Origin of the sequence: Enterococcus sp. FSL R5-0957, assembly GCF_038008005.1 — a bacterium.
GTDB lineage: Bacteria > Bacillota > Bacilli > Lactobacillales > Enterococcaceae > Enterococcus_B > Enterococcus_B faecium.
Genome location: NZ_JBBOYG010000002.1, coordinates 144561 through 167445 on the forward strand (window position 1 = coordinate 144561; position 22885 = coordinate 167445).

At 35.0% G+C, this 22885-nt stretch carries 24 protein-coding genes and 1 pseudogene; 12 read left to right on the forward strand and 13 right to left on the reverse strand.

From position 1 onward, the window contains the following. Window positions 1-178: 178 nt before the first annotated feature. Complete coding sequence (gene clpL / locus MKX69_RS13240; protein ID WP_341009978.1) at window positions 179-2293, reverse strand: ATP-dependent protease ClpL; 2115 nt, start codon at window positions 2291-2293, stop codon at window positions 179-181. Window positions 2294-2529: 236 nt separating this feature from the next. Beyond that, window positions 2530-2766 (reverse strand): helix-turn-helix transcriptional regulator, encoded by a 237-nt coding sequence (locus MKX69_RS13245; protein ID WP_073461081.1) that lies wholly within the window; start codon window positions 2764-2766, stop codon window positions 2530-2532. On the opposite strand from MKX69_RS13245, the gene MKX69_RS13250 reads away from it, so the two are divergent. From MKX69_RS13250 to MKX69_RS13260, 3 genes are all read left to right on the forward strand, one after another. After that, window positions 2729-3232: a LexA family protein gene (locus MKX69_RS13250; RefSeq protein ID WP_002339862.1), complete on the forward strand. Its 504-nt coding sequence runs from the start codon at window positions 2729-2731 to the stop codon at window positions 3230-3232. The two genes, MKX69_RS13245 and MKX69_RS13250, sit on opposite strands and share 38 nt — an antisense overlap. An 80-nt stretch (window positions 3233-3312) precedes the next feature. Continuing rightward, the gene (locus MKX69_RS13255) at window positions 3313-3447 is read left to right on the forward strand and encodes a hypothetical protein (RefSeq protein ID WP_258081766.1); all 135 of its coding nucleotides are present in this window, start codon (window positions 3313-3315) and stop codon (window positions 3445-3447) included. A gap of 103 nt (window positions 3448-3550) precedes the next feature. Continuing rightward, a complete protein-coding gene (locus MKX69_RS13260) occupies window positions 3551-4720 on the forward strand; it encodes an IS256 family transposase (RefSeq protein ID WP_002329896.1) in 1170 nt (389 codons plus the stop codon). 58 nt (window positions 4721-4778) lie between these two features. On the opposite strand, the gene MKX69_RS13265 is transcribed toward MKX69_RS13260, so the two are convergent. Together MKX69_RS13265 and MKX69_RS13270 are read right to left on the reverse strand one after the other, a co-directional pair. Next, the gene (locus MKX69_RS13265) at window positions 4779-5075 is read right to left on the reverse strand and encodes a bacteriocin immunity protein (protein ID WP_002293180.1); all 297 of its coding nucleotides are present in this window, start codon (window positions 5073-5075) and stop codon (window positions 4779-4781) included. A gap of 59 nt (window positions 5076-5134) precedes the next feature. Continuing rightward, window positions 5135-5659, reverse strand: a complete 525-nt coding sequence (locus MKX69_RS13270) for an ATP-binding cassette domain-containing protein (protein WP_002329895.1) — start codon at window positions 5657-5659, stop codon at window positions 5135-5137. 100 nt (window positions 5660-5759) lie between these two features. Between MKX69_RS13270 and MKX69_RS13275 the strand changes: the two genes are divergently transcribed. The 4 genes from MKX69_RS13275 (at window position 5760) to MKX69_RS13290 (ending at window position 8737) form a co-directional block, all read left to right on the forward strand. Further along, complete coding sequence (locus MKX69_RS13275; protein ID WP_002311014.1) at window positions 5760-6014, forward strand: transposase; 255 nt, start codon at window positions 5760-5762, stop codon at window positions 6012-6014. 198 nt (window positions 6015-6212) lie between these two features. Then, window positions 6213-7172 (forward strand): IS30-like element IS6770 family transposase, encoded by a 960-nt coding sequence (locus MKX69_RS13280; RefSeq protein WP_002293280.1) that lies wholly within the window; start codon window positions 6213-6215, stop codon window positions 7170-7172. 20 nt (window positions 7173-7192) lie between these two features. Continuing rightward, a complete protein-coding gene (locus MKX69_RS13285; protein WP_002352394.1) occupies window positions 7193-7954 on the forward strand; it encodes an IS3 family transposase in 762 nt (253 codons plus the stop codon). A 369-nt stretch (window positions 7955-8323) separates the two neighbouring features. Then, complete coding sequence (locus tag MKX69_RS13290; RefSeq protein ID WP_002292906.1) at window positions 8324-8737, forward strand: Hsp20/alpha crystallin family protein; 414 nt, start codon at window positions 8324-8326, stop codon at window positions 8735-8737. 90 nt (window positions 8738-8827) lie between these two features. On the opposite strand, the gene MKX69_RS13295 is transcribed toward MKX69_RS13290, so the two are convergent. Next, window positions 8828-10120 carry an ISL3-like element IS1251 family transposase gene (locus tag MKX69_RS13295; RefSeq protein ID WP_000122610.1) on the reverse strand — a complete coding sequence of 431 codons (1293 nt, stop codon included), beginning with the start codon at window positions 10118-10120 and terminating at the stop codon, window positions 8828-8830. A 260-nt stretch (window positions 10121-10380) separates the two neighbouring features. On the opposite strand from MKX69_RS13295, the gene MKX69_RS13300 reads away from it, so the two are divergent. Beyond that, window positions 10381-10596, forward strand: coding sequence for a hypothetical protein (locus MKX69_RS13300; protein WP_341009246.1), 216 nt, complete (start codon window positions 10381-10383; stop codon window positions 10594-10596). A gap of 162 nt (window positions 10597-10758) precedes the next feature. After that, window positions 10759-11037, forward strand: coding sequence for a hypothetical protein (locus MKX69_RS13305; protein ID WP_324248934.1), 279 nt, complete (start codon window positions 10759-10761; stop codon window positions 11035-11037). Between the two features lie 156 nt (window positions 11038-11193). Here the strand turns inward: MKX69_RS13305 and MKX69_RS13310 are convergent. Continuing rightward, window positions 11194-12453, reverse strand: a pseudogene (locus MKX69_RS13310) (hypothetical protein); the annotation flags it as partial. Window positions 12454-12528: 75 nt separating this feature from the next. On the opposite strand from MKX69_RS13310, the gene MKX69_RS13315 reads away from it, so the two are divergent. Beyond that, a protein-coding gene (locus MKX69_RS13315) for an IS3 family transposase (protein ID WP_086956687.1) occupies window positions 12529-13691 on the forward strand; the annotation gives its coding sequence in 2 pieces (ribosomal slippage) (window positions 12529-12805 and window positions 12805-13691; 1164 coding nt in all). 507 nt (window positions 13692-14198) lie between these two features. Here MKX69_RS13315 and MKX69_RS13320 read toward each other — a convergent pair. The 3 genes from MKX69_RS13320 to MKX69_RS13330 all read right to left on the reverse strand — a co-directional run bounded on the left by MKX69_RS13320 (window position 14199) and on the right by MKX69_RS13330 (window position 16110). Continuing rightward, complete coding sequence (locus MKX69_RS13320) at window positions 14199-14741, reverse strand: PBECR4 domain-containing protein (RefSeq protein ID WP_058128862.1); 543 nt, start codon at window positions 14739-14741, stop codon at window positions 14199-14201. 312 nt (window positions 14742-15053) lie between these two features. Further along, window positions 15054-15605 carry a tyrosine-type recombinase/integrase gene (locus tag MKX69_RS13325; RefSeq protein ID WP_058128861.1) on the reverse strand — a complete coding sequence of 184 codons (552 nt, stop codon included), beginning with the start codon at window positions 15603-15605 and terminating at the stop codon, window positions 15054-15056. Window positions 15606-15753: 148 nt separating this feature from the next. Then, the gene (locus tag MKX69_RS13330) at window positions 15754-16110 is read right to left on the reverse strand and encodes a hypothetical protein (protein WP_021150714.1); all 357 of its coding nucleotides are present in this window, start codon (window positions 16108-16110) and stop codon (window positions 15754-15756) included. A gap of 153 nt (window positions 16111-16263) precedes the next feature. Here MKX69_RS13330 and MKX69_RS13335 point away from each other — a divergent pair, with 153 nt between their 5' ends. Beyond that, on the forward strand, window positions 16264-16698 hold the full coding sequence (locus tag MKX69_RS13335; protein ID WP_341010570.1) for an RrF2 family transcriptional regulator: 435 nt from the start codon (window positions 16264-16266) through the stop codon (window positions 16696-16698). Then, window positions 16695-18086, forward strand: coding sequence for a dihydrolipoyl dehydrogenase family protein (locus MKX69_RS13340; protein ID WP_195193726.1), 1392 nt, complete (start codon window positions 16695-16697; stop codon window positions 18084-18086). Before MKX69_RS13335 ends, MKX69_RS13340 begins: the two co-directional genes overlap by 4 nt. Window positions 18087-18376: 290 nt before the next feature. Here MKX69_RS13340 and MKX69_RS13345 read toward each other — a convergent pair. The 4 genes from MKX69_RS13345 to MKX69_RS13360 all read right to left on the reverse strand — a co-directional run bounded on the left by MKX69_RS13345 (window position 18377) and on the right by MKX69_RS13360 (window position 22839). Further along, window positions 18377-19503 (reverse strand): IS3 family transposase gene (locus MKX69_RS13345; protein ID WP_094850654.1). Its coding sequence is split into 2 segments (ribosomal slippage): window positions 18377-19275 and window positions 19275-19503, totalling 1128 coding nucleotides; the frame shifts between segments, so codons are not numbered across the junction. Window positions 19504-19712: 209 nt separating this feature from the next. Further along, entirely contained in the window at window positions 19713-19991 is a 279-nt protein-coding gene (locus tag MKX69_RS13350; protein WP_005875075.1) for a DUF1905 domain-containing protein, read from the reverse strand. Window positions 19992-20084: 93 nt separating this feature from the next. After that, window positions 20085-20555: a helix-turn-helix transcriptional regulator gene (locus tag MKX69_RS13355; RefSeq protein ID WP_058128857.1), complete on the reverse strand. Its 471-nt coding sequence runs from the start codon at window positions 20553-20555 to the stop codon at window positions 20085-20087. Between the two features lie 379 nt (window positions 20556-20934). Then, entirely contained in the window at window positions 20935-22839 is a 1905-nt protein-coding gene (locus tag MKX69_RS13360; protein ID WP_086275824.1) for a heavy metal translocating P-type ATPase, read from the reverse strand. Window positions 22840-22885 lie beyond the last annotated feature (46 nt).

Consider the following 22885-nt stretch of genomic DNA (forward strand, 5'->3'; position numbering starts at 1 on the left):
TAGAATCATATTATATGTACGGAGGCATTTCATTTACACAAGATTCTTGACGCTACCCATATTACTCAATAAATTAATATCAAATGGTGAAAATCAACGAAAAAAGGAGATCTATCAAGCAATCTCCTTCCCAATAAATCTCCTCTTATATAAAGTTATTTATGAACACTGATTTAAGCTAAGCTGCCGATATCACAATCTCATCATCCACTAAATCAGCCTTCAAGTTTTTGACATCTAAGTGGTCAAGGTAGAAATCCGTTACCTTATCACGAATTTGTCGTTCAATTACTCGCCGTAATGGCCGCGCACCCATTGCTTCATCATAGCCTTGTTCCATCAGCCAATCTTTAGCCGCTTTAGTTACCTCAAGTTTGATGGATTTTTTGGCTAAAGTTTTTTGTACATCCGCCAACATCAAATCGACAATTTGACTTAAGTCTTGCTTAGTCAGATGTGAAAATTCCACGATTCCATTAAAACGGTTCAGAAATTCTGGGCGGAAAAATGGTGCTAACTTATCCATTAATGACTGATCTCGTTGCTTGTCACCACTTAATGCTTCATTACCAAAGCCAGCATTAGAAGTAGCAATAATAATCGTATTTTTGAAATTAATGACATTGCCTTGTCCATCCGTTAAGCGCCCATCATCCATCACTTGTAACAGTAACGTTAATACTTGTGGATGAGCCTTTTCAATTTCATCTAATAATACAATGGAATATGGATTACGCCGAACCCGTTCAGTTAGAGTATTAGCATTATCTTCATAGCCTACGTATCCAGCCGAGGTACCAATTAATTTCGACACAGCTGTACGATCAGCATATTCACTCATATCTAGCCGAATAATCGCATTTTCATTTCCAAACATATCTAAGGCTAATTGCTTAGCTAATTCAGTCTTTCCTACGCCAGTTGGGCCCACAAACAGAAAACTTCCAATCGGCTGATCACCCTCTGAAAAGCCCGCACGGTTACGCCGAATTGCTCTTGCTACCATTTCAACCGCTTCATCTTGACCGATTACCTTACTTTTCAGACGCTTATCAAGATTTTTCAAGCGCTCAATATCATTAGCGCCCATATCAGAAACTGGTATACCAGTTAAACGTTCAACCGATTGTGCCACATCATCAATCGTGGCAGTGATTTTTTCTTTTTGATCCGTTTCTTTAATCTTTTGCTTGGTTTCCTCGATCGACTTCTTGATATCAGCGGCTTTTGTAAAGTCCTCCGCTTTAATGGCGGCCTCCTTAGCTGCCTCTAATTTTTTAAGGCGTTGATCCAATGTCTCAACATCAGTTTGCGAATTTTTAGCCGCTAAATGAGCCGCAGTCATGTCGATCAAATCGATAGCTTTATCTGGCAAAGTGCGTTGTGGTATATATTGGATTGAATAATCCACAGCCGCCTTCAAAACATCATCTGGTAATACAACATGATGATGTTTTTCGTACAGCTCTTTAACACCTTGTAATATACGTAAAGTGTCAGCGGCCGTCGGTTCATTAATCACAACATCATTGAATCGCCGTGCCAAAGCCGCATTTTTCAAAATAGTATTGCGATATTCATCTTGAGTCGTAGCCCCGATTACACTCAGCTCGCCACGTGACAAAGCAGGTTTAATGATATCAGCCAATCCTTTGCCACCATCTTCACCACCAGTGGCACCCGTGCCGAGAATCTGATGAATTTCATCGAAGAATAGAATAATATTACCAGCTGCTTTAACTTCCTCTACCAGCTGTTTAATATTTTCTTCAAAAGAACCGCGATATTGAGTTCCCGCTTCCAAAGACGATAAATCAATCGAATAGATTTCTTTATCTTGAATCGTTTCTGGAACTTTACCAGCCACAATTGCTTGTGCCAGACCTTCGACGACTGCAGTTTTACCTACACCGGCATCACCAACTAAGATTGCATTATTTTTCGTTCTACGACTCAAAATTTCTGCAGTTTCTTGAATCTCATTCTCACGTCCAATCACTGGATCTAGTAATCCATCACGAGCCTGTTCCGTCAAATTAGTCCCTAATTTTTCTAAAATCCCTCCTTTTTTAACAGCCTGTTGACCATCTTTAGATACTTCTATTGTTTTATTATTTTGGGGTAGCTTACCAGTTGCTCGGTATTGAGCAAACTCATCCGGTGTCAACGATTGTCCATTAACTAAATACCGTGCACGCTTCGAATTTTGATTATCCATGCGCCGAAATAATTGATTGAAAACATCATCCATATCATTGTTGAAAAAAGGATCATTTCCGTAGAAATTTGCCATATTACCACACCTCCATAAAAATTTATATGTGTAACTTAGTGACCATAATATCCTTTAAAACTATAACTGAATTGTATCACAATTTTTATGTATCGCTAAGTAAAGTGCTTATAGAATCAATTAGAAATAATTAGGATAATTTTGTTTAAACAATAGTAAAGAAGTGTTAAGCGTATCAGACTAAGACTTTGCTTTTTCGTGGGCTTCGATTGCCAGAACGTCCTTTGAAACTTCGTTCAATTCATTACCTCATTTCTTTTATTATTTATGATACGGATTAAAGCGTACTCTTTGCCCAAAAAAATATTGTTAATAGGAACTTGATACAGATTAGACAGCTCATTTAAAAGAGAAAATGGAATATCAGAACTATCTTTTTCATATTTGGACAACGTTTGAAAATGCACATCAGCAGCTTTAGCGGCTTTTTTACTAGTGAATCCAGCATTAACGCGCGCTGCCTTTAACGACATAGCAGATTATTTTGGCGTATTGAAGTCTACGATTGATCCGCGGTATGGCGAGATACCGAAAAATTTAATACCTGTTAAAAAATATAGACAGATTCCTGTTTTGGGAGAAATTGCTTGTGGAGATCCTATTTTAGCTGAAGAAAATATTGAAGAATATAGAGAAGAGATAGACGAAAACTTGCCCACTGGTGAAGTCTTTTATTTAAAAATCAAAGGTAATAGCATGGTTCCTACAATCCCTTCTGATAGTTACGTGTTGATTCGAAGACAACCAGTTGTGGAAGATGGAGAAATTGCAGCAGTTATAGTAAACGGCGACTCTGAAGCGACTCTCAAAAGAGTTAAACATGTTAATGATGTTGTAATGCTAATGCCCGATAATAATGATTATCATCCTTATATCATTGATGAAAATAATCCAGCAAGAATTTTAGGTAAAGCGGTAAAAGTAAGTTTTGACCTATAAAAAATACCCCATTCGCAGTTGGAGCTGCGGCTAGGGTTCTCATTTCAGAGACTGTGTATATTATTATATCAGAGATGGGGATGAAAAATGAAAATATTGTACGAATATTATTACTTTCAATAGGCGCTTTTCTTGTATTTATAGGTTTATTTGGTGGAATCATAGCAAGTGGAGATTTTTTATCAGGTGGATTTTCTGTCGTGGTAGGAAGATAGCGTAAAATATTTTGTGTAAATAGAAATTTTAGGTAGATAAAAAGAAAGTCCATTCTGTAAAATTAAAGTTACCTCAACCGAAATTTTATAGGAGGACTTTCTCATGACTAATTTTACTACAGAAATTATGGAAACACTAATCAATAAAGGTGATTTGGATGACTTATTCCGTCGTCATCTAGAATTAGCTATCAATACACTGCTACAAGCTGAATTAACGGCTTTTCTTGATTATGAGAAATATAATCGCACTGGTTTTAATTCAGGTAATTCCCGAAATGGGAATTATTCTCGTTCATTTAAAACAGAGTTTGGAGAATTAAATTTGGCAATTCCTAGAGATAGAAACGGAGAGTTTTCTCAACAAACGTTGCCTGCTTATAAAAGAAGTAACGACTCTTTAGAAACCACCATTATCCAATTATTTCAAAAAGGAATCACTATGTCTGAAATCTCTGAGTTGATTGAAAAAATATATGGTCATTACTATACGCCACAAACCATTTCCAATATCACTCAAATAGTATCTGAAGATGTTGTTGCTTTTAAAGAAAGGTCCTTAGAATCCCAATACTCAATCATTTTTATGGATGCTACTCACATTCCTTTAAAAAGACAAACTGTCTCAAAAGAAGCTGTATATATTGTCATAGGTATCCGACTAGATGGGACCAAAGAGGTTCTTGGGTTTAGTATTGCTCCAACTGGGTCTTCGTATGTTTGGAAAGAAATACTTCAAGACTTAAAAGACCGTGGTTTAGAAGAGGTTTTATTAGTTGTAACTGATGGTTTAAGCGGCATTAACGATAGTATCCATAGTATTTATCCAAATGCTCAATTTCAACAATGTTGTGTCCATATCTCTAGAAACATTGCTCATAAGGTTCGTGTTAGTGACCGACAAGAAGTCTGTAATGATTTTAAATTGGTTTATCAAGCAGCTTCAAAAGAAGAAGCTATGAATCAAATAAGTTTTATGATAGATAAATGGAAAAAGCAGTATCCACGAGTAGTTAAATTACTCATGAATCCTGCTATATTAACCTTTTATAATTTTCCTCCATCAATCAGAAGAACCATTTATTCAACTAACTTGATTGAAGGTTTTAACAAACAATTAAAAAAATATACAAAAAGAAAAGAACAATTTCCTAATGAAGAATCTCTGGAGAGATTCTTAGTTTCTCAATTCAACAACTATAATCAGAAGTTTTTGTGTCGGATTCATAAAGGTTTTAAAGAAATACAAGATACATTAGAATCAATGTTTTAACTTAACCGACAGAATGGTTTTTTCCATTTACACATAATTCTTGACGCAACCGAAATTACTAATAACCATATCTTATATTAGATATAGACATCAATTCTTTTAATTTTTTTGATTGCTTTGCATTTAAAGATACACCGTCTTTTTTTATTGCATTTGATATTTCTAAATTCATACGACTTAAAATTAAAGGTACTGAAGTTCCTTCATTTTTCAGATTTCCAAGGTAGGTGTGCAATATCATTCGAAGGGAATCATTTCCTAAATCTGTCTCTAAATCATCTAATAATTCAGTAATAATTATTTCTGCTCTTTTGCTTCGATCATCTCCGCCAGAAAACCATTTTAAATTACTCATTTATTAATCCTCCTTAATTTTAATTTACTTTTAAATAATTTTATTATAATTTCTCGAAGTCACTTTTTATCTAAATCAATTATCAAATCGCACTTGTTTATTAAGTTAAGGTTATGGGATATCATTATTAATGTCTTATTAGAGTATGTTAATAACTTATCAAAAATTCGCATTTCAGTTTTAGAATCTAGAGCACTCGTAGCTTCATCTAACAATAAAACTTTACTTTCTGATAATAAAACTCTTGCTAGAGCTATTCTTTGCTTTTGACCACCTGATAAATTCGTTCTATTTTCTTCTAGATACGTATCAAGACCCAGAGGAAGCTCATTAATAAAACTCCACAAACAAGTATCTTTCAATACTTTATCAAATTCTTTTTCATTAGGGACACTTTCTAAACCTAAAACTAAATTATCTTTAATGGATCCACTCACAATAAAAGATTCTTGAGGAACATAAGTAATTAATTTACGTAAGTCTTTTCTATTAATATTTTCAATATTTTTCTCATTTATACAAATTTTCCCGCTATCTGGTACATAAAATCCAGCTAGAAGTTGTGCTAAAGTTGACTTTCCCACACCACTATCACCTTTTATTCCTGGTGTTAGTATCAAATCTTAGACAGCTTTTCGTAGAGACAAGAATAAATTAAACTTATCTACGAGAGGATGAATTTTTATGACCCGATATGAAGAAAATTTTAAACAAATGATTGTTGAACTGAATCAAACTGGACGTTCTGTTCAAGGGTTAGCGAAAGAATATGGCTTATCTGAAGCAACGATTTACAAATGGAAGAATTTATATTTACCTGATCAGTCCACAGGACTGACTGGAAAAGAAGTAGCTGAACTGAGAAAAGAAAATGCTCGTTTAAATGAGGAACTTGAAATCTTAAAAAAAGCCGCAGCCATATTCTCTCGGAAAACCTAAATTCGCTTGTTCAATTTATTGAAAAATGGTGTAAGGATTACACTGTTTCTTTGTTGTGTCGGTTATTAGAAATCCCTAGAAGTGTCTATTATTTTTATAAGACGCGAATTGTAAAATTAAGTTAGAAAAATAAAAAGGCATTTATGGTACACTCAAATTGTATTTCCGACGAAAGAAAACAAAGGAGTGTAACCATAAATGACCTACAAACATCTTACCATAGACGAACTGACAATGATAGAATCATATTATCTTCAACATAATAAGCCGGTTGAAATCGCTAACCGAATGGGACGTGCTATACAAACTATTTATAATGTAGTCAATAAGTTCAAGCAAGGCAAGACTGCTCTTGATTATTGGCACCAGTATAAAGAAAATAAGAAAAAATGTGGGAGAAAAGTCATTCAATTACCTGCTCATGAAGTAGATTACATTAAAGAGAAAGTCACTCTTGGTTGGACGCCTGACGTCATTATCGGGCGAAAAGAAAGGCCTGTTTCATGCGGTATGAGAACACTTTATCGTTTATTTTCTAAAGGAATATTTGATATTGACACACTACCGATGAAAGGTAAAAGAAAACCCAATGGCCATCAGGAAAAACGGGGAAAACAACAGTATCAGCGCTCAATCCATGATCGACCTGATAATTATCCTGATTTCAATTCTGAGTTTGGTCACCTTGAAGGTGATACGATCGTTGGCATTCATCATAAAAGTGCCGTCATTACTTTAGTTGAAAGATTATCTAAAGTCATTATCACGATTAAACCCAACGGCCGTAAGGCATTAGATATTGAAACTGCCCTTAATCAATGGTTTTCTCGCTTCCCTAAAAACTTCTTTAAATCTATTACGTTTGACTGTGGAAAAGAATTTTCTAACTGGAAAGCCATTAGTAACCAACATGATATTGATATATATTTTGCGGACCCTGGAACACCTTCTCAACGCCCATTAAACGAGAATTCTAACGGGATTCTGCGTCGTAATGGACTGCCGAAATCAATGGATTTTAGAGAAGTGAATCAGACATTTATTTCCAGTGTCAGCAATCAACGTAATCATATTCCAAGAAAATCATTGAATTACAGAACACCAATCGAAATATTTTTGAGCTATGTACAAGAAGCATTTTATTCTAGCTTAATTTGACAAATCATAAGAATAAACCGTTGACAGCTACAGAAATCAGAAATAATAAGTTGAAAAAGAAGATTTCAACAATTTTTTTTACGAATAAACAACGCTATGGTGCCACAAAGATCCATCAAGTTTTATTAAAAGAAGGGATTTCAGTATCTCTTAAACATGTCCAAAAGCTAATGAAACAATTAAATTTAAGGTCGATTGTAGTTAAAAAATATAGACCTCAAAGGTCTAATAAACCGATCATTTCAAAAGAGAATCTCTTAAATCAGGACTTTTCTACTGAAACGATCTGTGAGAAATGGGCAGCTGACATTACGTACATTCCTACTAAGAAAAATGGTTGGTGTTACTTATCTTCAATCATGGATTTACACACGAAAAAAATTATTAGTTATACATTTTCAAAACGAATGACTGTGGATTGTGTCATTCAAACATTGAATAAAGCAAAAATACATTATCACATTCCAGAAGGAATGATTCTACACACTGACTTGGGCAGCCAATACACAGCAAGAGAAGTGGAACAATGGCTTAAAACCAACAAAATAAGGCATTCTTATAGTAGAAAAGGAACACCTTATGATAATGCTGGAATCGAATCTTTCCATGCCTCATTGAAAAAAGAAGAAGTCTACACGACTAGCTACTCAGATTTTGAAGAAGCAAATCGAGCGCTATTTAGCTACATTGAAGGATTTTATAACCGAAATCGAATCCATAGCTCGATTCACTATCTAACCCCACAGGAATTTGAAGAATTAGCAAAAGAAAAAATGGCTTAACCGTCTCTACTAAAATGTGTCCAAGATATTGACTCAAATCCACCTGCAATATCCAACCAATCCGACATATGTGATCCTCTCCTTCTTTTTTCTTACAAATCCAGTATAAAAGCTCACTAAAAAAATTAAGACATGAAATTTACAGCTTCAGCTAAAAAATGTGTACTAATGGAAGAGCAAAAAAAATTTTCATCTTTTTGCATAGATTGCTAAAATTCCTGAGCGTTATATAAGCAATGTTTCTCTTTTTGATATATAATTTTTTTATCATTTAAGAAAGGAGAATTCTAATGAAAACTTTAGATGCTATTGCATTAACTTTATTTTAACTTTATTAATAAAAAATACTTATTGAAAGGATGATTAAAAATGGCAAATGTACCTAGCATTCGCGACATGTTCCCTGATTTCAATGACGTGTTTAGTCCAGCATTCAATGATTTTTTAGGTGTTTCAAGTTATCCAAAAGTGGATTTAGTCGAAAATGAAAAAGAATACAAACTAACTGCTGATATGCCTGGCTATGACAAAGAAGACACGACAGTTGAATATTCAGATAATACTTTGACGATCTCCGCCAATCATGAGTCCCATACAGAAGATAAAGAAGATGGCAACTATGTACGGAAAGAAAGACATTCGGTCTCTTACAAACGTTCATTCTATCTTCCTAATGTTGATGAAGAAAAAATCACTGGAACCTTTAAAAACGGTGTGCTGAAATTAGTATTGCCTAAAACAGCTCATCAGCCAAAAGAAACAAAAAAAATTGAGTTAAATTAGAACTTATCGCGGCTCTTTGTCAAATGATGTTGGTAAAGAGAAATCTTAGAATAATTGGAGATCAAGTGGATCAGTTCCTCTTGATCTTTTTTAGTTGAAAATCAATGCGTTGCCATGACGAATCATGATGCGCAATTTGAAATTATAAAAGCTACGAAAGCCATATGCATTTCGTTTTAACACTTTGATATGGTTGTTCAGACATTCAAGTGGGCCATTTGAATAACTTTGTTGTAAAGCATTTTTGATTTGTGGCAGAAATTTCTGGAACGTTCTCAAGGTCGTCTGATAGCCTTCGGGAAGCATGATATTATTGGTAAGTAGTTCTTCAAACGATACGTAGTCTCGTTCCTTTACAGCGTAAAGAAAGTCTTGATATAACTGATAGCCTACACGCAAAGCAGGGCTCCCTTTCAGTAAGCGATCCACAATATCGGTCTCTGTTAAATGAGCTTTGAAGCCAGGTCGCCAAAGGCGTCGAGTATAATCAAGCTTGCGTTCATCTTTTTGAAGAAGTTTCCAGTATCTTTTTAATTGCTTACCTAATTGATAGTGTTTTTGTTCTTTGCTTTTTAATAGTTGGTTCGTTTCTTTGATTCGATGATTGCGAAAGGTACGACCAATATGTTGGACGATGTGAAACCGGTCAATAATCAGCTGTGCTTTTGGAAACAGCTTTTTAACGAGCGATACATAAGGAGCGTACATATCAATCACGATCCATTCGACCGCTTCACGAATTTCTCGTGAAAAATGACTAAAATAACGTTTTAAAAAAGGCAGTTGTCGGTTCTCGACAATGTCCAATAAGCGCTGTGTTTGTCCATCCATCATGATGAAACTCATAGCACCTGAAACACCCCGAACTGATTTGAATTCATCAAAACAAAGTACCTTAGGTAACGGTGTCCGAAAAGGATTCAACGGACGATAAAATCGCTTCATAATACGGTAAACAGAAGAGACCGATAGATTTTTCTGAGCGGCGATCTCTGTCATTGAGGTATTTTTTTTCAGACGAGTCACGACAGACCAGCGGACTTTCTCACTGATGAAACAGTGTTTTTTCGCAACAGAAGTATCTGCGACAAAGGTCCGCTGACAAGCTTTGCATTTGAAGCGTTGCTTTTTCAATTCGAGGTAGGTACGGTATTCAGAAACATCGTTCATTAACAACCGGACGGTTGTTGTACCCCAACGCACAATATCTGAAGCAATCTGGTGTTTACAGTGGATGCATTCTTGGGCTGTATAAATCAAGTTTCCACGATAAATATGACAGATTTGCCCTTTGTATTTTTCTTTTGTGAGACAATTTTCGTTAAAAGTAACTGATAAGTCTAGAATATCTAATGTTTCTTTGATAAGGTGAGTGTAAGACATCTTGATTCCTCCTTTTGGGTTGGTTCGCCAAATTAATTCTAAAGGATTTCAAGGTGTCTTTTCTATATGTTTTGGAAAATAAAAAAGATGCTGGTGTCATCCACCAACATCAAAAAGTATAGAGCCCTTATCGCCTCTCGATGGATGAGGGGCGATTTTTATATATTTGGATAAGAACGAGTATGTTTAAATTTTCAAAATGAGCAAAAAAATATTTTGTTTTTACGATAAAGATGTTATGATCTCTCTTGGTAAAAAATATGGGAGTTGATCATTTGATTGTCTTAAGTAAACTTTTGTTTTGGATACCATTTATCATAATGACCAGTGCTTTCTTTTACTTATTCAAAAGGCCTAATAAATACTTACTCTTATCTGCTTGTCCGATGATCTATTTTATCCATAAGATTAGAGGATTTTATTATTACGAATCTGGTATCTCATTGTTTTGCTACGAAATCGGCTTATTAGCTTAGGCCATCTTTTTCATATTTGTGTTAGAATATTTCAGAAAAAAATAAACTTCCAGTCAGTTTTGGCTGGAAGTTTTTCATTTGGTGCAGATCTTTTCAGCTGATATTCATACAAGTTGATCCATTTTTCTATTATTAAGTACATACCATTGTGACTCTTTGAATGTGGGGGAGAAAAAAATAAAAGGAGCTGGTATTTTGTTAGTTATGAGTAAAGCTTTGTTTTTACTTCCCTGCACGTTCATGTTTATTGTTTTATGTTATTTCAAAAGAAGAAAAAAATGGTGCTGGATCGATGTTCTACTATTCCTTCCCTTTTTCCCGCTTATTTATTTTCTTGAAGAAATATGGGATGATATGGCATGTGATTCTGCTTTTCTTTTTAGTCATTCATTGGGGTTTATGATCTCTCTTATGATCTTTGCCATTGTGCTATTTTTTTGAATACGCGAATTGTAAAATTAAATTTGCTCTTTTCACTTTTCGGAATAAATTCACTGTGACTCTTGATACCTTCTTTTATATATTGCTAATGTATTTTCTCCATTGCTATGAAAATAGAATCAACATATTTATAATATCTATCTAATCTATTTTCATTTAACCGCAGCATCTTATTAAATAACGTGTAAATAAGAATATAAAAGTTATTGAACTAATTAATAAAGATAGAATCATCGTAGTTGGATACGTAGATGAAACCTCAACTATAGTTCTTTTTCCCGTACCTTTAATAGACACTAAACCATTGTCATTTTCTATAGTGCTCTTTTTCCCATTTACTTTCACAACTGTTCCCCAATAATTGAATACAGGTAATGTGATATTTTGCTCATCGGCATCTTCTACTGTATAGACTATTTTGGAATTATATGCTTTATGAGATGCATTCTCCCATCGATCACCAACTTTTACTTCATGTTTCTTTAAATGATCTTTATATTTCAATGCATCTAATGGTGCATAGTCATATAGGCCTCCAGTTCTTGAGGATGTATAACGTGTAACATCTTTTTTGGTCATAACTAAACGACCTTTATACGACTGAATTTTATGCGAATAATTTGCTTCTGTTGCTGCAGTCACAGTAAAAATAATAAGAACTATTCCTACAAGGCTCCACATACTTTTTTTGTTGCTTGTTTTCCACTTTAAAAACACTATGGTTAAGATTAATGAACCAAAAAGCACTTGAAAACCCAAGATTCTCCACGGAAATTGAATGATTTGAATAGGTGTTTTTTGTAAAATTTCCCATGGAAAAAGATTAGTTGATAAAAACCAAGTGGTCACTGCACAAGAATAAATAATCTTTTCTTTATTGGTAAATTTTTTTAAAAAGAAAAGTGGAAGAATCAATGAAACCACACCAATTGTTCCCATTGTAAACGTAACTAAATCATTATTTACTGCACCGATTAAACTATCAGAAATATTCAATGCCCTTTCTTGAAGAGTTGTGCGAAAAGGACGATTAATTTTTTGATGTAGGACTTGTTGTAACATCGGATACCAAACGTAAGCCGGTAAAAGAATGGTCCAACCAACAGCTTTTATCATATTTAATATCAGATCCGACATTTCTTTTTTCTCTTTTCGCTTAGAGAAAAGAGAGCCGATAAACAAGAAGCCAATAACAATCACACTCATAAAAGTGGAGAGAACATGGGTATAGATGAGCAAACTCATACTGATAGCTAAAGGAATCACACAGTTCTTTCTTTCATAAAGAAGATTATACGTGTAATACAAGACAACTGGTATAATCGTCAACGCAATTGATTCTGAAATTGCAGAACGCTGATATATATCAATTAAACGATATCCATAAAAGCTATACAAACAGCTAAATAAGAAAGCTGGATAGGCTACAATTAACTAGACAGAAAAATTAAGGTGTGTAGACTAGAAGAAAACATACCAGGAGGAATTTTTATGTCTAAGAGAACACGAAGAACTTTTTCACAAGAATTCAAGCAACAAATCGTCAATCTTTACTTAGCTGGAAAGCCACGTGTAGAAATCATTCGAGAATATGAACTAACGGCTTCAGCATTTGACAAATGGGTAAAGCAATCTAAAACGAGTGGTTCATTCAAAGAAAAAGATAATCTTACGCCTGAACAAAAAGAATTGTTAGAACTACGTAAAAGAAACCAGCAATTAGAAATGGAAAATGATATTTTAAAGCAAGCAGCGCTGATATTCGGACGAAGAGACAAGTAATCGATGCGAATAAGCATCTTTACCCTATATCAGCGATGTGCAGAATATTAGGTCTATCACGTCAGTCCTATTATTATCAATCAAAACCAAAGAAAGACGAATCAGAACTTGAAGAAGTAGTCGCTGAAGAATTTATCCGCAGCCGAAAGGCCTACGGCTCAAGAAAAATAAAAAAAGCCTTATCAAAACGAGGCATTCAGATCAGCCGACGAAAAATTAGTAGAATCATGAAAAATAGAGGATTAAAATCGAGCTATACTGTTGCTTATTTTAAAGTACATCATTCTACTTGCAATGAAGCCAAAACGACAAACGTATTGAATCGTAAATTCTTAAGAGACAACCCATTAGAAGCGATCGTAACAGACTTGACTTATGTACGAGTCGGGAAAAAATGGAATTATGTCTGTTTCATTTTGGATCTGTTCAATCGAGAAATTCTCGGCTATTCTTGTGGAGAACATAAAGATGCCGTTCTAGTAAAAAAAGCATTTAGCCGTATCAAACAACCTCTGACAGAGGTTGAGATTTTTCATACTGATCGTGGAAAAGAGTTTGATAACCAAGCTATTGATGAATTATTAACAACTTTTGACATCAATCGATCATTGAGTCATAAAGGCTGTCCTTTTGATAATGCCGTAGCTGAATCAACTTATAAGTCGTTGAAAGTAGAATTTGTCTATCAATACACATTTGAAACCTTACAACAATTGGATTTGGAGTTATTTGACTATGTCAATTGGTGGAACCACCTTCGGTTGCACGGTACACTTGGCTACGAGACACCGGTTGGTTACCGTAACCAGAGATTGGCGCAGCGAATCCTTGATAATGAGCTCGGATGTGCTAACGCTAGCGAGGCAGTCTAACTTTAACTGTTAGCTCCTGCCGAAGATCGTCACATCCGAGGAGGCTCATTGTCAAGGACAATCGGAATAGCATACGGAAAGAAGTTCTGCACCTTATAAAATTTGTCAAAAAAACTGTTGCCATTCCACTATATCTTATATCCATAAGTCAACTCAGCCGGACTAAAAGGGCTAATCTTACTAGAACACAAGCTGCACTTGATATGCAAATTAACCCTGAATCGGAAGGGTGCTTAAATTGGATATTAACGGAGGGATAAAGTAAAATTTATCTCTAGGGAATGTTTAGAAAGGATCCAAGTTCCTTAACAAGTGACAATTAGTAATGTAGTAACAACGATAGATTGTATGCCGAACATTTCAATTTGATACGTATAAAAGACGATTTCAAGCTCATCCGTGATAAATAACCCACATGAATGATTTGAAATCGTCTTAAAATGCTTTATTTTATAACCCAAAATAGAATAATTACTTCAAAATAACGTCGCATATCACTATTAATGATTAATCGATGACTTCCATAATCATTTTAAGTTCCCCGGATGTTAAATCCTCGCTAAAAATGCCAGTAACTTTTTGTCCAGGTCCAATTTCCTTTGATGATAGGTTTAACAAAGAGATAGGGATATAAATTAATCCGTTTTGTTTCAAAGACAGAGCCAATATTTTTTTCCTTGTTCGAATAGCTGCATCATAGCGAAGAGAAGAGTAAACACCTCTGCCAACAATAGAAATATGCTTCCCCAATAATAAATCAAGGCTACCTATTACTTGTAATTTCTGAAAGGTCGTCCCATCCGTTTTGATTTGAATATCCTGTAAATTTATTTTCCTGTCTAAGGCATCTTGAAAAAACAAGTGTGTGCCTCTGCGATAATCAATGCCACAGAGGTGCATAAAATTAGTTGTCGAAAAAATAATCGCTACCGTTGAGACTTCTCCGACAAAGGATACTTTTTTATCTACAAAATGTTCTTGTAAGAGATGGGCAGCCTTATAAATCGCGTTTAACTTTCTGGTAATTTGGGTTGTCTCTTTTATAGACATGCGTTTGTATTCTTTTTTTGCCACGTGCGAAGAATGCTCCTTTTTCCCAATAAAAAAAGCTGCTCAAAAGAGCAGCCTTTTATACAGGTTTAGTTTTGGTGCTTGCCACCCGCCGGACCCTTACGTTCCGGATTTGTATCGAGTTTAGTTTTGGTGCTCGCCACCCGCCGGACCCTTATGTTCCGGATTTATATCAAGTTGACTATGAGCCTGCTCTCATTTGTATATATAATATACCAAAAAAAGGTTGATTTGTCCAATACTGTGGGTGATTATAACCGTCTTACTGTGCTTATCTATTATATAATACAATCAAAAACCTAACCGAAAATTTAATAACGTTTCACTGATTTCATCTTCATTAATTCCGATGTAGCGTTTGGTAATCTTCTCGCTGCTGTGACCAAAGATTTCCATTAAGGTGGCCACGTCTTTGGTTTTCTTGTAATAGTGGTAACCAAAGGTTTTTCGTAGGGTGTGGGTGCCGATATCGTCCCTTCCTAACAGCTTCGCGACCTTTTGAAACATATGGTAGACCGTATTGACTTCTAAATGGCCGCCCTTAGTACTGGGAAACAAGTAAACCTCCGGATCTAAGGGTGCGGTATAGCCGTGAATCAAGTCCTGTAAGCTGCTTAAGTATAAAATGCGTGTTTTCCCTGTCTTTTGCTCCACGATGCGCGGGTTTTTTGAGGTAATCACGTCTTTTTTCTTGAGTTTGACGATGTCGGACATGCGCAGACCGCTGTTAATTCCAATTAGAAACAAGAAAACGTCACGTTCCGCATTTTTATTCCGTCGCAGGCAAAATAAAAAATCATTAATCTCCTGTTGCGACCGTAGTGGCTGAATATTATAGCCCATGACAATCCCTCCTTTTTAATCTGTTCGAATACATGATTATAGTTATTATAACACGAAATCGTGTGTTTAGGGGGAGTAAAAAAAAAGAACCCTATAGGGATAGGATTCTTGATACATGATTTTATACAATTTCATGTATTAAGATGATTTAGAAAACCGACAGTACGCCATACATTAAGAAAAACTCAATAAGAGCTCCTACTATCGCCAAGCTAGATTTTTCTAAGTTCATTCTCTTCCTGTTTTGTGTTTTCGGATCATTTCTTACTTCTCTATTGTCCATATAATCTAAGATTTTTTTATAGGTTTTTAGATTTTCTTTATCTTGGATCTTTTGAAGTTTAATAGCAGCATTGACCATGATTACTATAAAAGTAACTGGCAAAATCAAAGAAAAATCGCCCCAGTATTTAAATAAGGATGCAGTAATGAGGGTTAAAACAAATGATCCTATAATAACCAACATTAATTGATTCATCTTAGCAATAGTTACTTCTCTTTTCATCTTATCGTCATCTCCTTTAATCAATTCGTCTAAGGAGATATTAAAATAATTGCTTAAAAGTAACAGACTTTGTAGACTTGGATAACTTTTAGGTGTATACTTAATTTAGATAAAGTAACTTTAAAGGTTACTTTTTAAAGAAGGTAAATAATTTTGAGTGAATTTACGATTGCAGTACATGGGTTGGTCTATTTAGGTCATAACAATTCAATTTTTACCAGTGAAGCATTAGCTGAGAACATTTGTACGAATCCAGTTCGTGTTCGCAGAGTTCTGGCAAAATGCCGAAAAAAAGGATTAGTTCAAACAAAAAAAGGTGTGCATGGCGGATACTTTCTAACCGATAATTTAGAAGCTATCACTTTAAAAAATGTTTATGAGGCGATAAAGATCCCAATTATCCAAAATACTTGGCATTCAGGTTATATCAATGAACAATGTATGATTTCGTCTGGTATGTCAGAAGCTATGGATGATCTTTATGATGATCTGAATAAAGATGCAGTAGCAAAACTAGCAACTATTACATTAAAAGATATGGAAGTAAAATTATATGCAATACAAAATGAGAGGGGCACTAAAATATGAATGAGTACACTACAGACGTAGCCATTATTGGATTTGGTAAAGCAGGAAAAACATTAGCAGGTGCTTTAGCTAAAAAAGGAAAAACCGTCACTGTGATTGAAAAATCAGCTAAAATGTATGGTGGAACTTGTATTAATGTGGGATGCTTACCGACTAAATCGTTGACCCATAGTGCAAAAATTATTGATAAATTATCAGAATTTGGCATTGAGCGAAATCCTGAGATTAACAACCAGTTTTTCAAACAAGCCATGGACTATAAAACTGAATTAGTAACCAAATTAAATAAAAAAAACTACCATAAAATTGCTGATTTAGATAACGTAACAGTCTTAGACGGTTTTGCTCACTTCAAAGATGACCATACTTTGTTAGTGGATACAGATACAGAAACGCTACAAGTTACGGCTGCTAATATCATTATTGGAACTGGATCTACGGCTGTTATTCCAGATTTTGAAAACAAGCAAAACAGTTCACACATCCACACAAGTGAAGAAATTTTAGAGCTAACAAATCTGCCAAAAAAACTAGGTATTATCGGAGCTGGTCCAATTGGATTAGAATTCGCTTCTTATTTTGCTGAATTTGGTTCTGAAGTAACCGTTTATGAATTCAATGACTCATTATTGTCACGTGAAGATAAGGATGACGCAGCAGCTATTTTGGAAAGATTAGAAGAATTAGGGGTAACTATTGAATTTAACGCTCAAGCTAAACGTGTTCAAGATACGGATAATGGTGTACGTTTAACATTTGAACAAAACGGCGAAGAAAAATCTGCTGAATTAAATGAAATTTTAGTTGCTACTGGCCGTATTCCTAACACAAATAAATTAGATATTGAAAAGGCTGGCGTGGCGCTCGGCGCTCGTGGAGAAATCAAGGTAAACAAGCACTTGCAATCTTCTGTTGAACACATTTGGGCAGTGGGCGACGTTAAAGGTGGACCACAATTCACTTATATTTCTTTGGATGACTACCGTATTGTTTTGCCTCAATTGCTAGGAGAAGAATCCAACTATAATTTAGAAACGCGTCGTGTTTATCCTACAGCAACATTTGTGGATCCAACATTTGCACGGGTAGGCTTTAATGAAAAAGAAGCAACTGAAGCTGGTAAAAATTATAAAGTTGCTAAGATGCCCGTTGCTGCTGTTCCTAAAGCTCAAGTATTGCGTGAAACAAGCGGCTTTTTGAAAATATTAGTTGATCCAGAGACTGACCTTATATTAGGCGCAAGCTTCTTCAGCTACGAAGCTCACGAAATGATCAACTTAATTGCATTAGCAATTAATGAAAATATTTCATATAAGAGTTTACGAGACGGTATTTATACTCACCCTACAATGAGTGAATCCATGAATGATTTACTTGAAATGATTTAACTTAAATTTAACCACAAAAGAGGCTGGGACAAAATAAAATGGACCTTATAGAGATCTATTTTTCAGAGTCCACTCTATAGGAGTCATTTTACACTATTCACCTCCTATTCATTATTACTTATAACAGATAAGAGGTGAATATCATGCCCTCACTAGACGTTTATGTACCAATTAATAACTCTATTTTAGTACTTGTTGAAGAAATAAAAGAGTGTCTATAAAATCGTATAAACTAATTTATATAAGAGTGGATTTGAGTCAATATCTTGGACACATTTTAGTAGAGACGGTTAAGCCATTTTTTCTTTTGCTAATTCTTCAAATTCCTGTGGGGTTAGATAGTGAATCGAGCTATGGATTCGATTTCGGTTATAAAATCCTTCAATGTAGCTAAATAGCGCTCGATTTGCTTCTTCAAAATCTGAGTAGCTAGTCGTGTAGACTTCTTCTTTTTTCAATGAGGCATGGAAAGATTCGATTCCAGCATTATCATAAGGTGTTCCTTTTCTACTATAAGAATGCCTTATTTTGTTGGTTTTAAGCCATTGTTCCACTTCTCTTGCTGTGTATTGGCTGCCCAAGTCAGTGTGTAGAATCATTCCTTCTGGAATGTGATAATGTATTTTTGCTTTATTCAATGTTTGAATGACACAATCCACAGTCATTCGTTTTGAAAATGTATAACTAATAATTTTTTTCGTGTGTAAATCCATGATTGAAGATAAGTAACACCAACCATTTTTCTTAGTAGGAATGTACGTAATGTCAGCTGCCCATTTCTCACAGATCGTTTCAGTAGAAAAGTCCTGATTTAAGAGATTCTCTTTTGAAATGATCGGTTTATTAGACCTTTGAGGTCTATATTTTTTAACTACAATCGACCTTAAATTTAATTGTTTCATTAGCTTTTGGACATGTTTAAGAGATACTGAAATCCCTTCTTTTAATAAAACTTGATGGATCTTTGTGGCACCATAGCGTTGTTTATTCGTAAAAAAAATTGTTGAAATCTTCTTTTTCAACTTATTATTTCTGATTTCTGTAGCTGTCAACGGTTTATTCTTATAAAAATAATAGACACTTCTAGGGATTTCTAATAACCGACACAACAAAGAAACAGTGTAATCCTTACACCATTTTTCAATAAATTGAACAAGCGAATTTAGGTTTTCCGAGAGAATATGGCTGCGGCTTTTTTTAAGATTTCAAGTTCCTCATTTAAACGAGCATTTTCTTTTCTCAGTTCAGCTACTTCTTTTCCAGTCAGTCCTGTGGACTGATCAGGTAAATATAAATTCTTCCATTTGTAAATCGTTGCTTCAGATAAGCCATATTCTTTCGCTAACCCTCGAACAGAACGTCCAGTTTGATTCAGTTCAACAATCATTTGTTTAAAATTTTCTTCATATCGGGTCATAAAAATTCATCCTCTCGTAGATAAGTTTAATTTATTCTTGTCTCTACGAAAAGCTGTCTAAGATTTGATACTAACACCAAGAGATTCCGGAAAACATCGTGTGCGATATAAAAATAAATTCTATCAAATATAGAACTTACCCAAATCTTTAAGCCCATCATAGCGTAAGTTTCATATCTAAAAAGAGAAGATTGGATTTATTGAGTAAATTAATCATGCAAATATAACATTACCGTTACTATATCGCCACCGCTTTTCCCTATCGCGTCTCTAATTTCCTTATTGATTGAGATGATCTTATCTTCATCTTTCCTTGGAGCCAAATAAATGTTTTTCACTTCAAAATCGTCAATTGTACCAGATACTTTTAAATGTCCCCATCTCCCTTTATTATCAGCTGTTCCTGGTAGTCTAAGGTGATAAGTCCATGATCCAAATCCCTCTTTGTAATGTAATTTGAGTTTCTGATTGTCAATTATTTTTATCATTTAAATAGCCCCATTTCTCATTCACTTTATCTATAGTTATGATACATGAAACTATCTAATTTCATGTATCTTAAATAATTTTTTTAAACCTGGTTAATCTTCTGAATAATAAATAGTCATAAGATAATAGAAAAATAGTGTAACTGCTATAACAACAACAAGCGCTTTTAAGTTTAAAGTTCCAACGTATAGTAAAAACAGTAAAAGTAGAGCAGGTTTTACTAGGTATTTTAACACCTTAGAACCTTTATGCTGTTGATTTAACGTATATAGGAATCGAACGGGTAAAAATAATACTCCAAATAGTAGTGTGAAAAGAACATCTTTCAATGTCAATTTTTGATTCATTTCAAAAACTCCTTTCGAATGGTTTGTTCCTTTATCTTCAAGGTCAGATAAGTTGAATAGGTTATCTAAAAGTTTTAGGCTGATCAAATCAGGTTGGCTTTTTCCTAATTCCCATTTAGAAATAGTTTGCCTTGTAACAAATACTTTATCTGCGACTTGTTGTTGTGTAAGATTTAATTCTTTTCTTTTTAGTTTCAGTTTATTAGAAATATCCATAATGACCTCCTCAGATATAACGTATCATTTCTTTTCTTTTAAACAAAGCAACGATAACGCAACGTTCGTACTGTTGCTTTAAATGCTCCTATTAACGTAACCATTGCGTCTGATTAATAAAAAAAGAACCCTGTTTTAACAAGGTTCTAAACACACGACTTTATGTAATTTCATGTGTTACAACTTAATAGGAATTTAAATTTTATTATTAGATTTTTTAATCATTTACACGAAAATTAATTTTATAAAGAGCATACTTTATACTCTTATTTTTTTTTCAAGAACTCAAAAAAGCGGAAAATCCCAGATTTAAAAATCTGAGTTTCCGCTTTTGTCATTTCAAGGATGGACTATTGTCTCAGCCTCTTCTAATTTATTCTTAAGATATTTTTACTTTCTCTGCAGGTGCTGATACTTCTTTTTGTTCTTTCCGACCTTTCAACTTATACTTCATTAATCTCATGCCATTGAAAATTACCACCAAGATACTACCTTCATGAACCAACATTCCGATAGACATATTCATCCATTCGCTGAAGAAGACGCTGGTCAACAAGACCAACACTACTCCAATTGAAATCACGATATTTTGTTTCATATTATTTGCGGTGGCTTTTACTAATCCTAATGCGTGAGGCAAGTTGCTGAAGTTCGAGTTCATTAAAACGACATCGGATGTTTCAATCGCTACGTCCGTTCCGCTTCCCATTGCGATTCCAATGTCTGCTAAAGCTAAGGACGGACTATCGTTAACGCCATCTCCAACAAAGGCTACAATTTGACCACGTTGTTGAAGTTTTCCGATATAAGCCGATTTGTCTTCCGGCAACATGTGGCCGTGAGCTTCGGTCAAACCAAGTTCGCCGGCGACCACATCAACGGTTCCTTGGTTATCTCCTGAAAGAACGACTAGATTTTTCACGCCCAAGTCTTTTAATTCCTGCAAATTAGCTTTCACACCCGGACGGACTTGATCGCGAATGCCCATCAGTACTTTTAATTCACCGTCGACCGCTGTCAAAACGAGAGAGTTCCCTTGTTGTTCAAACCGTTTGACATCTTTTTGCACTTTTTTGCTGAGAGTGACATTTTCTTTTTCCATCAAGGCCACATTCCCAACAGCCACTCTATGTCCAGCTACACTTGAAACGATTCCGCCGCCTTTCACAACTTCAGTTCCTTCAACAGGATAAAAGTTTGTTTCTCCAATTTGATTTAAGACCGCTTTTGCTAATGGATGATCTGATTCCCGTTCCACACTGGCCAGATAGCCAAGCGTTTCAGCAGGATCTTTTTCATACAGTTCAGTCGCTGCAACGGTTGGGTTTCCGACAGTTAAAGTACCTGTCTTATCAAATACAATTGTATCCACATTGCTGAAGTCTTGAATGACTTCACTCCCTTTTAAAAGAACACCGTTACGAGCACCATTCCCAATACCGGCAACGTTTGAGACAGGCACTCCGATAACTAATGCGCCTGGGCAACCTAGAACCAAGATGGTGATTGCTAACTCAATATTTTGACTGAACGCCCATACAACAATTGCCAGAACCAAGACAGCTGGTGTGTAGTATTTAGAAAAGCGATCAATGAACCGTTCCGCTTCGGATTTAGAATCTTGTGCTTCTTCCACGAGTTCAATAATTTTTCCAAATGTGGTGTCCTCACCAACTCGGTCAGCTCTGATTTGAATCGTTCCGTTTTCTAAAATGGTTCCTGCAAAAACTTCTGCATCAGCTAGCTTGTTGACTGGAACAGCTTCACCTGTAATGCTAGCTTCATTGATATGCCCTTCACCCGTAAGGACTATGCCATCTACTGGAACTTTCGCACCCGTTTTAACGAGCAAGATATCCCCTTCATCTATATCATCCACTTCTACTTCTTCAAATTCGCCATTATCCATTTGTTTCAAGGCGCTTTCGGGTGCCATTTCAGTCAATTCTTTGATAGCAGATCGCGTTTGGTTCAATGTTCGTTGTTCCAAGTAGTGTCCGAATAAGAATAAGAACGTGACAATAGCCGATTCTTCATAATTTTGAATAAAAAGCGCACCAATCGCTGCAATACTGACTAAGACATCAATACTGATGACTTTGACTTTCATTGCTTGAAACGCTTGAATGGCAATTGGCGTAATCCCAAAGACAGAGGCGATGATCAAAGACCACTCTGAAAGTCCTACGTTTTCTAAAACAAAGTGACTGAAGAAACCGAGTACGATTAACAATCCACTGATGACGGTGATAACATTTTTCTTGCTTAATATATATTGTTGCATGCTTTTTCCCTCCAAATTTAATTTCTCTTTTATTGATAAACACAGT

What these genes read in the sequence shown, in the direction of transcription:
- MKX69_RS13355 (WP_058128857.1), bottom strand. Translation starts at nt 20,555, where the DNA reads ATGGATATTTCTAATAAACTGAAACTAAAAAGAAAAGAATTAAATCTT.
- MKX69_RS13255 (WP_258081766.1), top strand. Translation starts at nt 3,313, where the DNA reads ATGAAAAATGAAAATATTGTACGAATATTATTACTTTCAATAGGCGCT.
- MKX69_RS13280 (WP_002293280.1), top strand. Translation starts at nt 6,213, where the DNA reads ATGACCTACAAACATCTTACCATAGACGAACTGACAATGATAGAATCA.
- MKX69_RS13245 (WP_073461081.1), bottom strand. Translation starts at nt 2,766, where the DNA reads ATGTCGTTAAAGGCAGCGCGCGTTAATGCTGGATTCACTAGTAAAAAA.
- clpL (WP_341009978.1), bottom strand. Translation starts at nt 2,293, where the DNA reads ATGGCAAATTTCTACGGAAATGATCCTTTTTTCAACAATGATATGGAT.
- MKX69_RS13260 (WP_002329896.1), top strand. Translation starts at nt 3,551, where the DNA reads ATGACTAATTTTACTACAGAAATTATGGAAACACTAATCAATAAAGGT.
- MKX69_RS13350 (WP_005875075.1), bottom strand. Translation starts at nt 19,991, where the DNA reads ATGATAAAAATAATTGACAATCAGAAACTCAAATTACATTACAAAGAG.
- MKX69_RS13340 (WP_195193726.1), top strand. Translation starts at nt 16,695, where the DNA reads ATGAATGAGTACACTACAGACGTAGCCATTATTGGATTTGGTAAAGCA.
- MKX69_RS13275 (WP_002311014.1), top strand. Translation starts at nt 5,760, where the DNA reads ATGACCCGATATGAAGAAAATTTTAAACAAATGATTGTTGAACTGAAT.
- MKX69_RS13265 (WP_002293180.1), bottom strand. Translation starts at nt 5,075, where the DNA reads ATGAGTAATTTAAAATGGTTTTCTGGCGGAGATGATCGAAGCAAAAGA.
- MKX69_RS13295 (WP_000122610.1), bottom strand. Translation starts at nt 10,120, where the DNA reads ATGTCTTACACTCACCTTATCAAAGAAACATTAGATATTCTAGACTTA.
- MKX69_RS13320 (WP_058128862.1), bottom strand. Translation starts at nt 14,741, where the DNA reads ATGTCTATAAAAGAGACAACCCAAATTACCAGAAAGTTAAACGCGATT.
- MKX69_RS13360 (WP_086275824.1), bottom strand. Translation starts at nt 22,839, where the DNA reads ATGCAACAATATATATTAAGCAAGAAAAATGTTATCACCGTCATCAGT.
- MKX69_RS13290 (WP_002292906.1), top strand. Translation starts at nt 8,324, where the DNA reads ATGGCAAATGTACCTAGCATTCGCGACATGTTCCCTGATTTCAATGAC.
- MKX69_RS13325 (WP_058128861.1), bottom strand. Translation starts at nt 15,605, where the DNA reads ATGGGCTATAATATTCAGCCACTACGGTCGCAACAGGAGATTAATGAT.
- MKX69_RS13330 (WP_021150714.1), bottom strand. Translation starts at nt 16,110, where the DNA reads ATGAAAAGAGAAGTAACTATTGCTAAGATGAATCAATTAATGTTGGTT.
- MKX69_RS13300 (WP_341009246.1), top strand. Translation starts at nt 10,381, where the DNA reads ATGGGAGTTGATCATTTGATTGTCTTAAGTAAACTTTTGTTTTGGATA.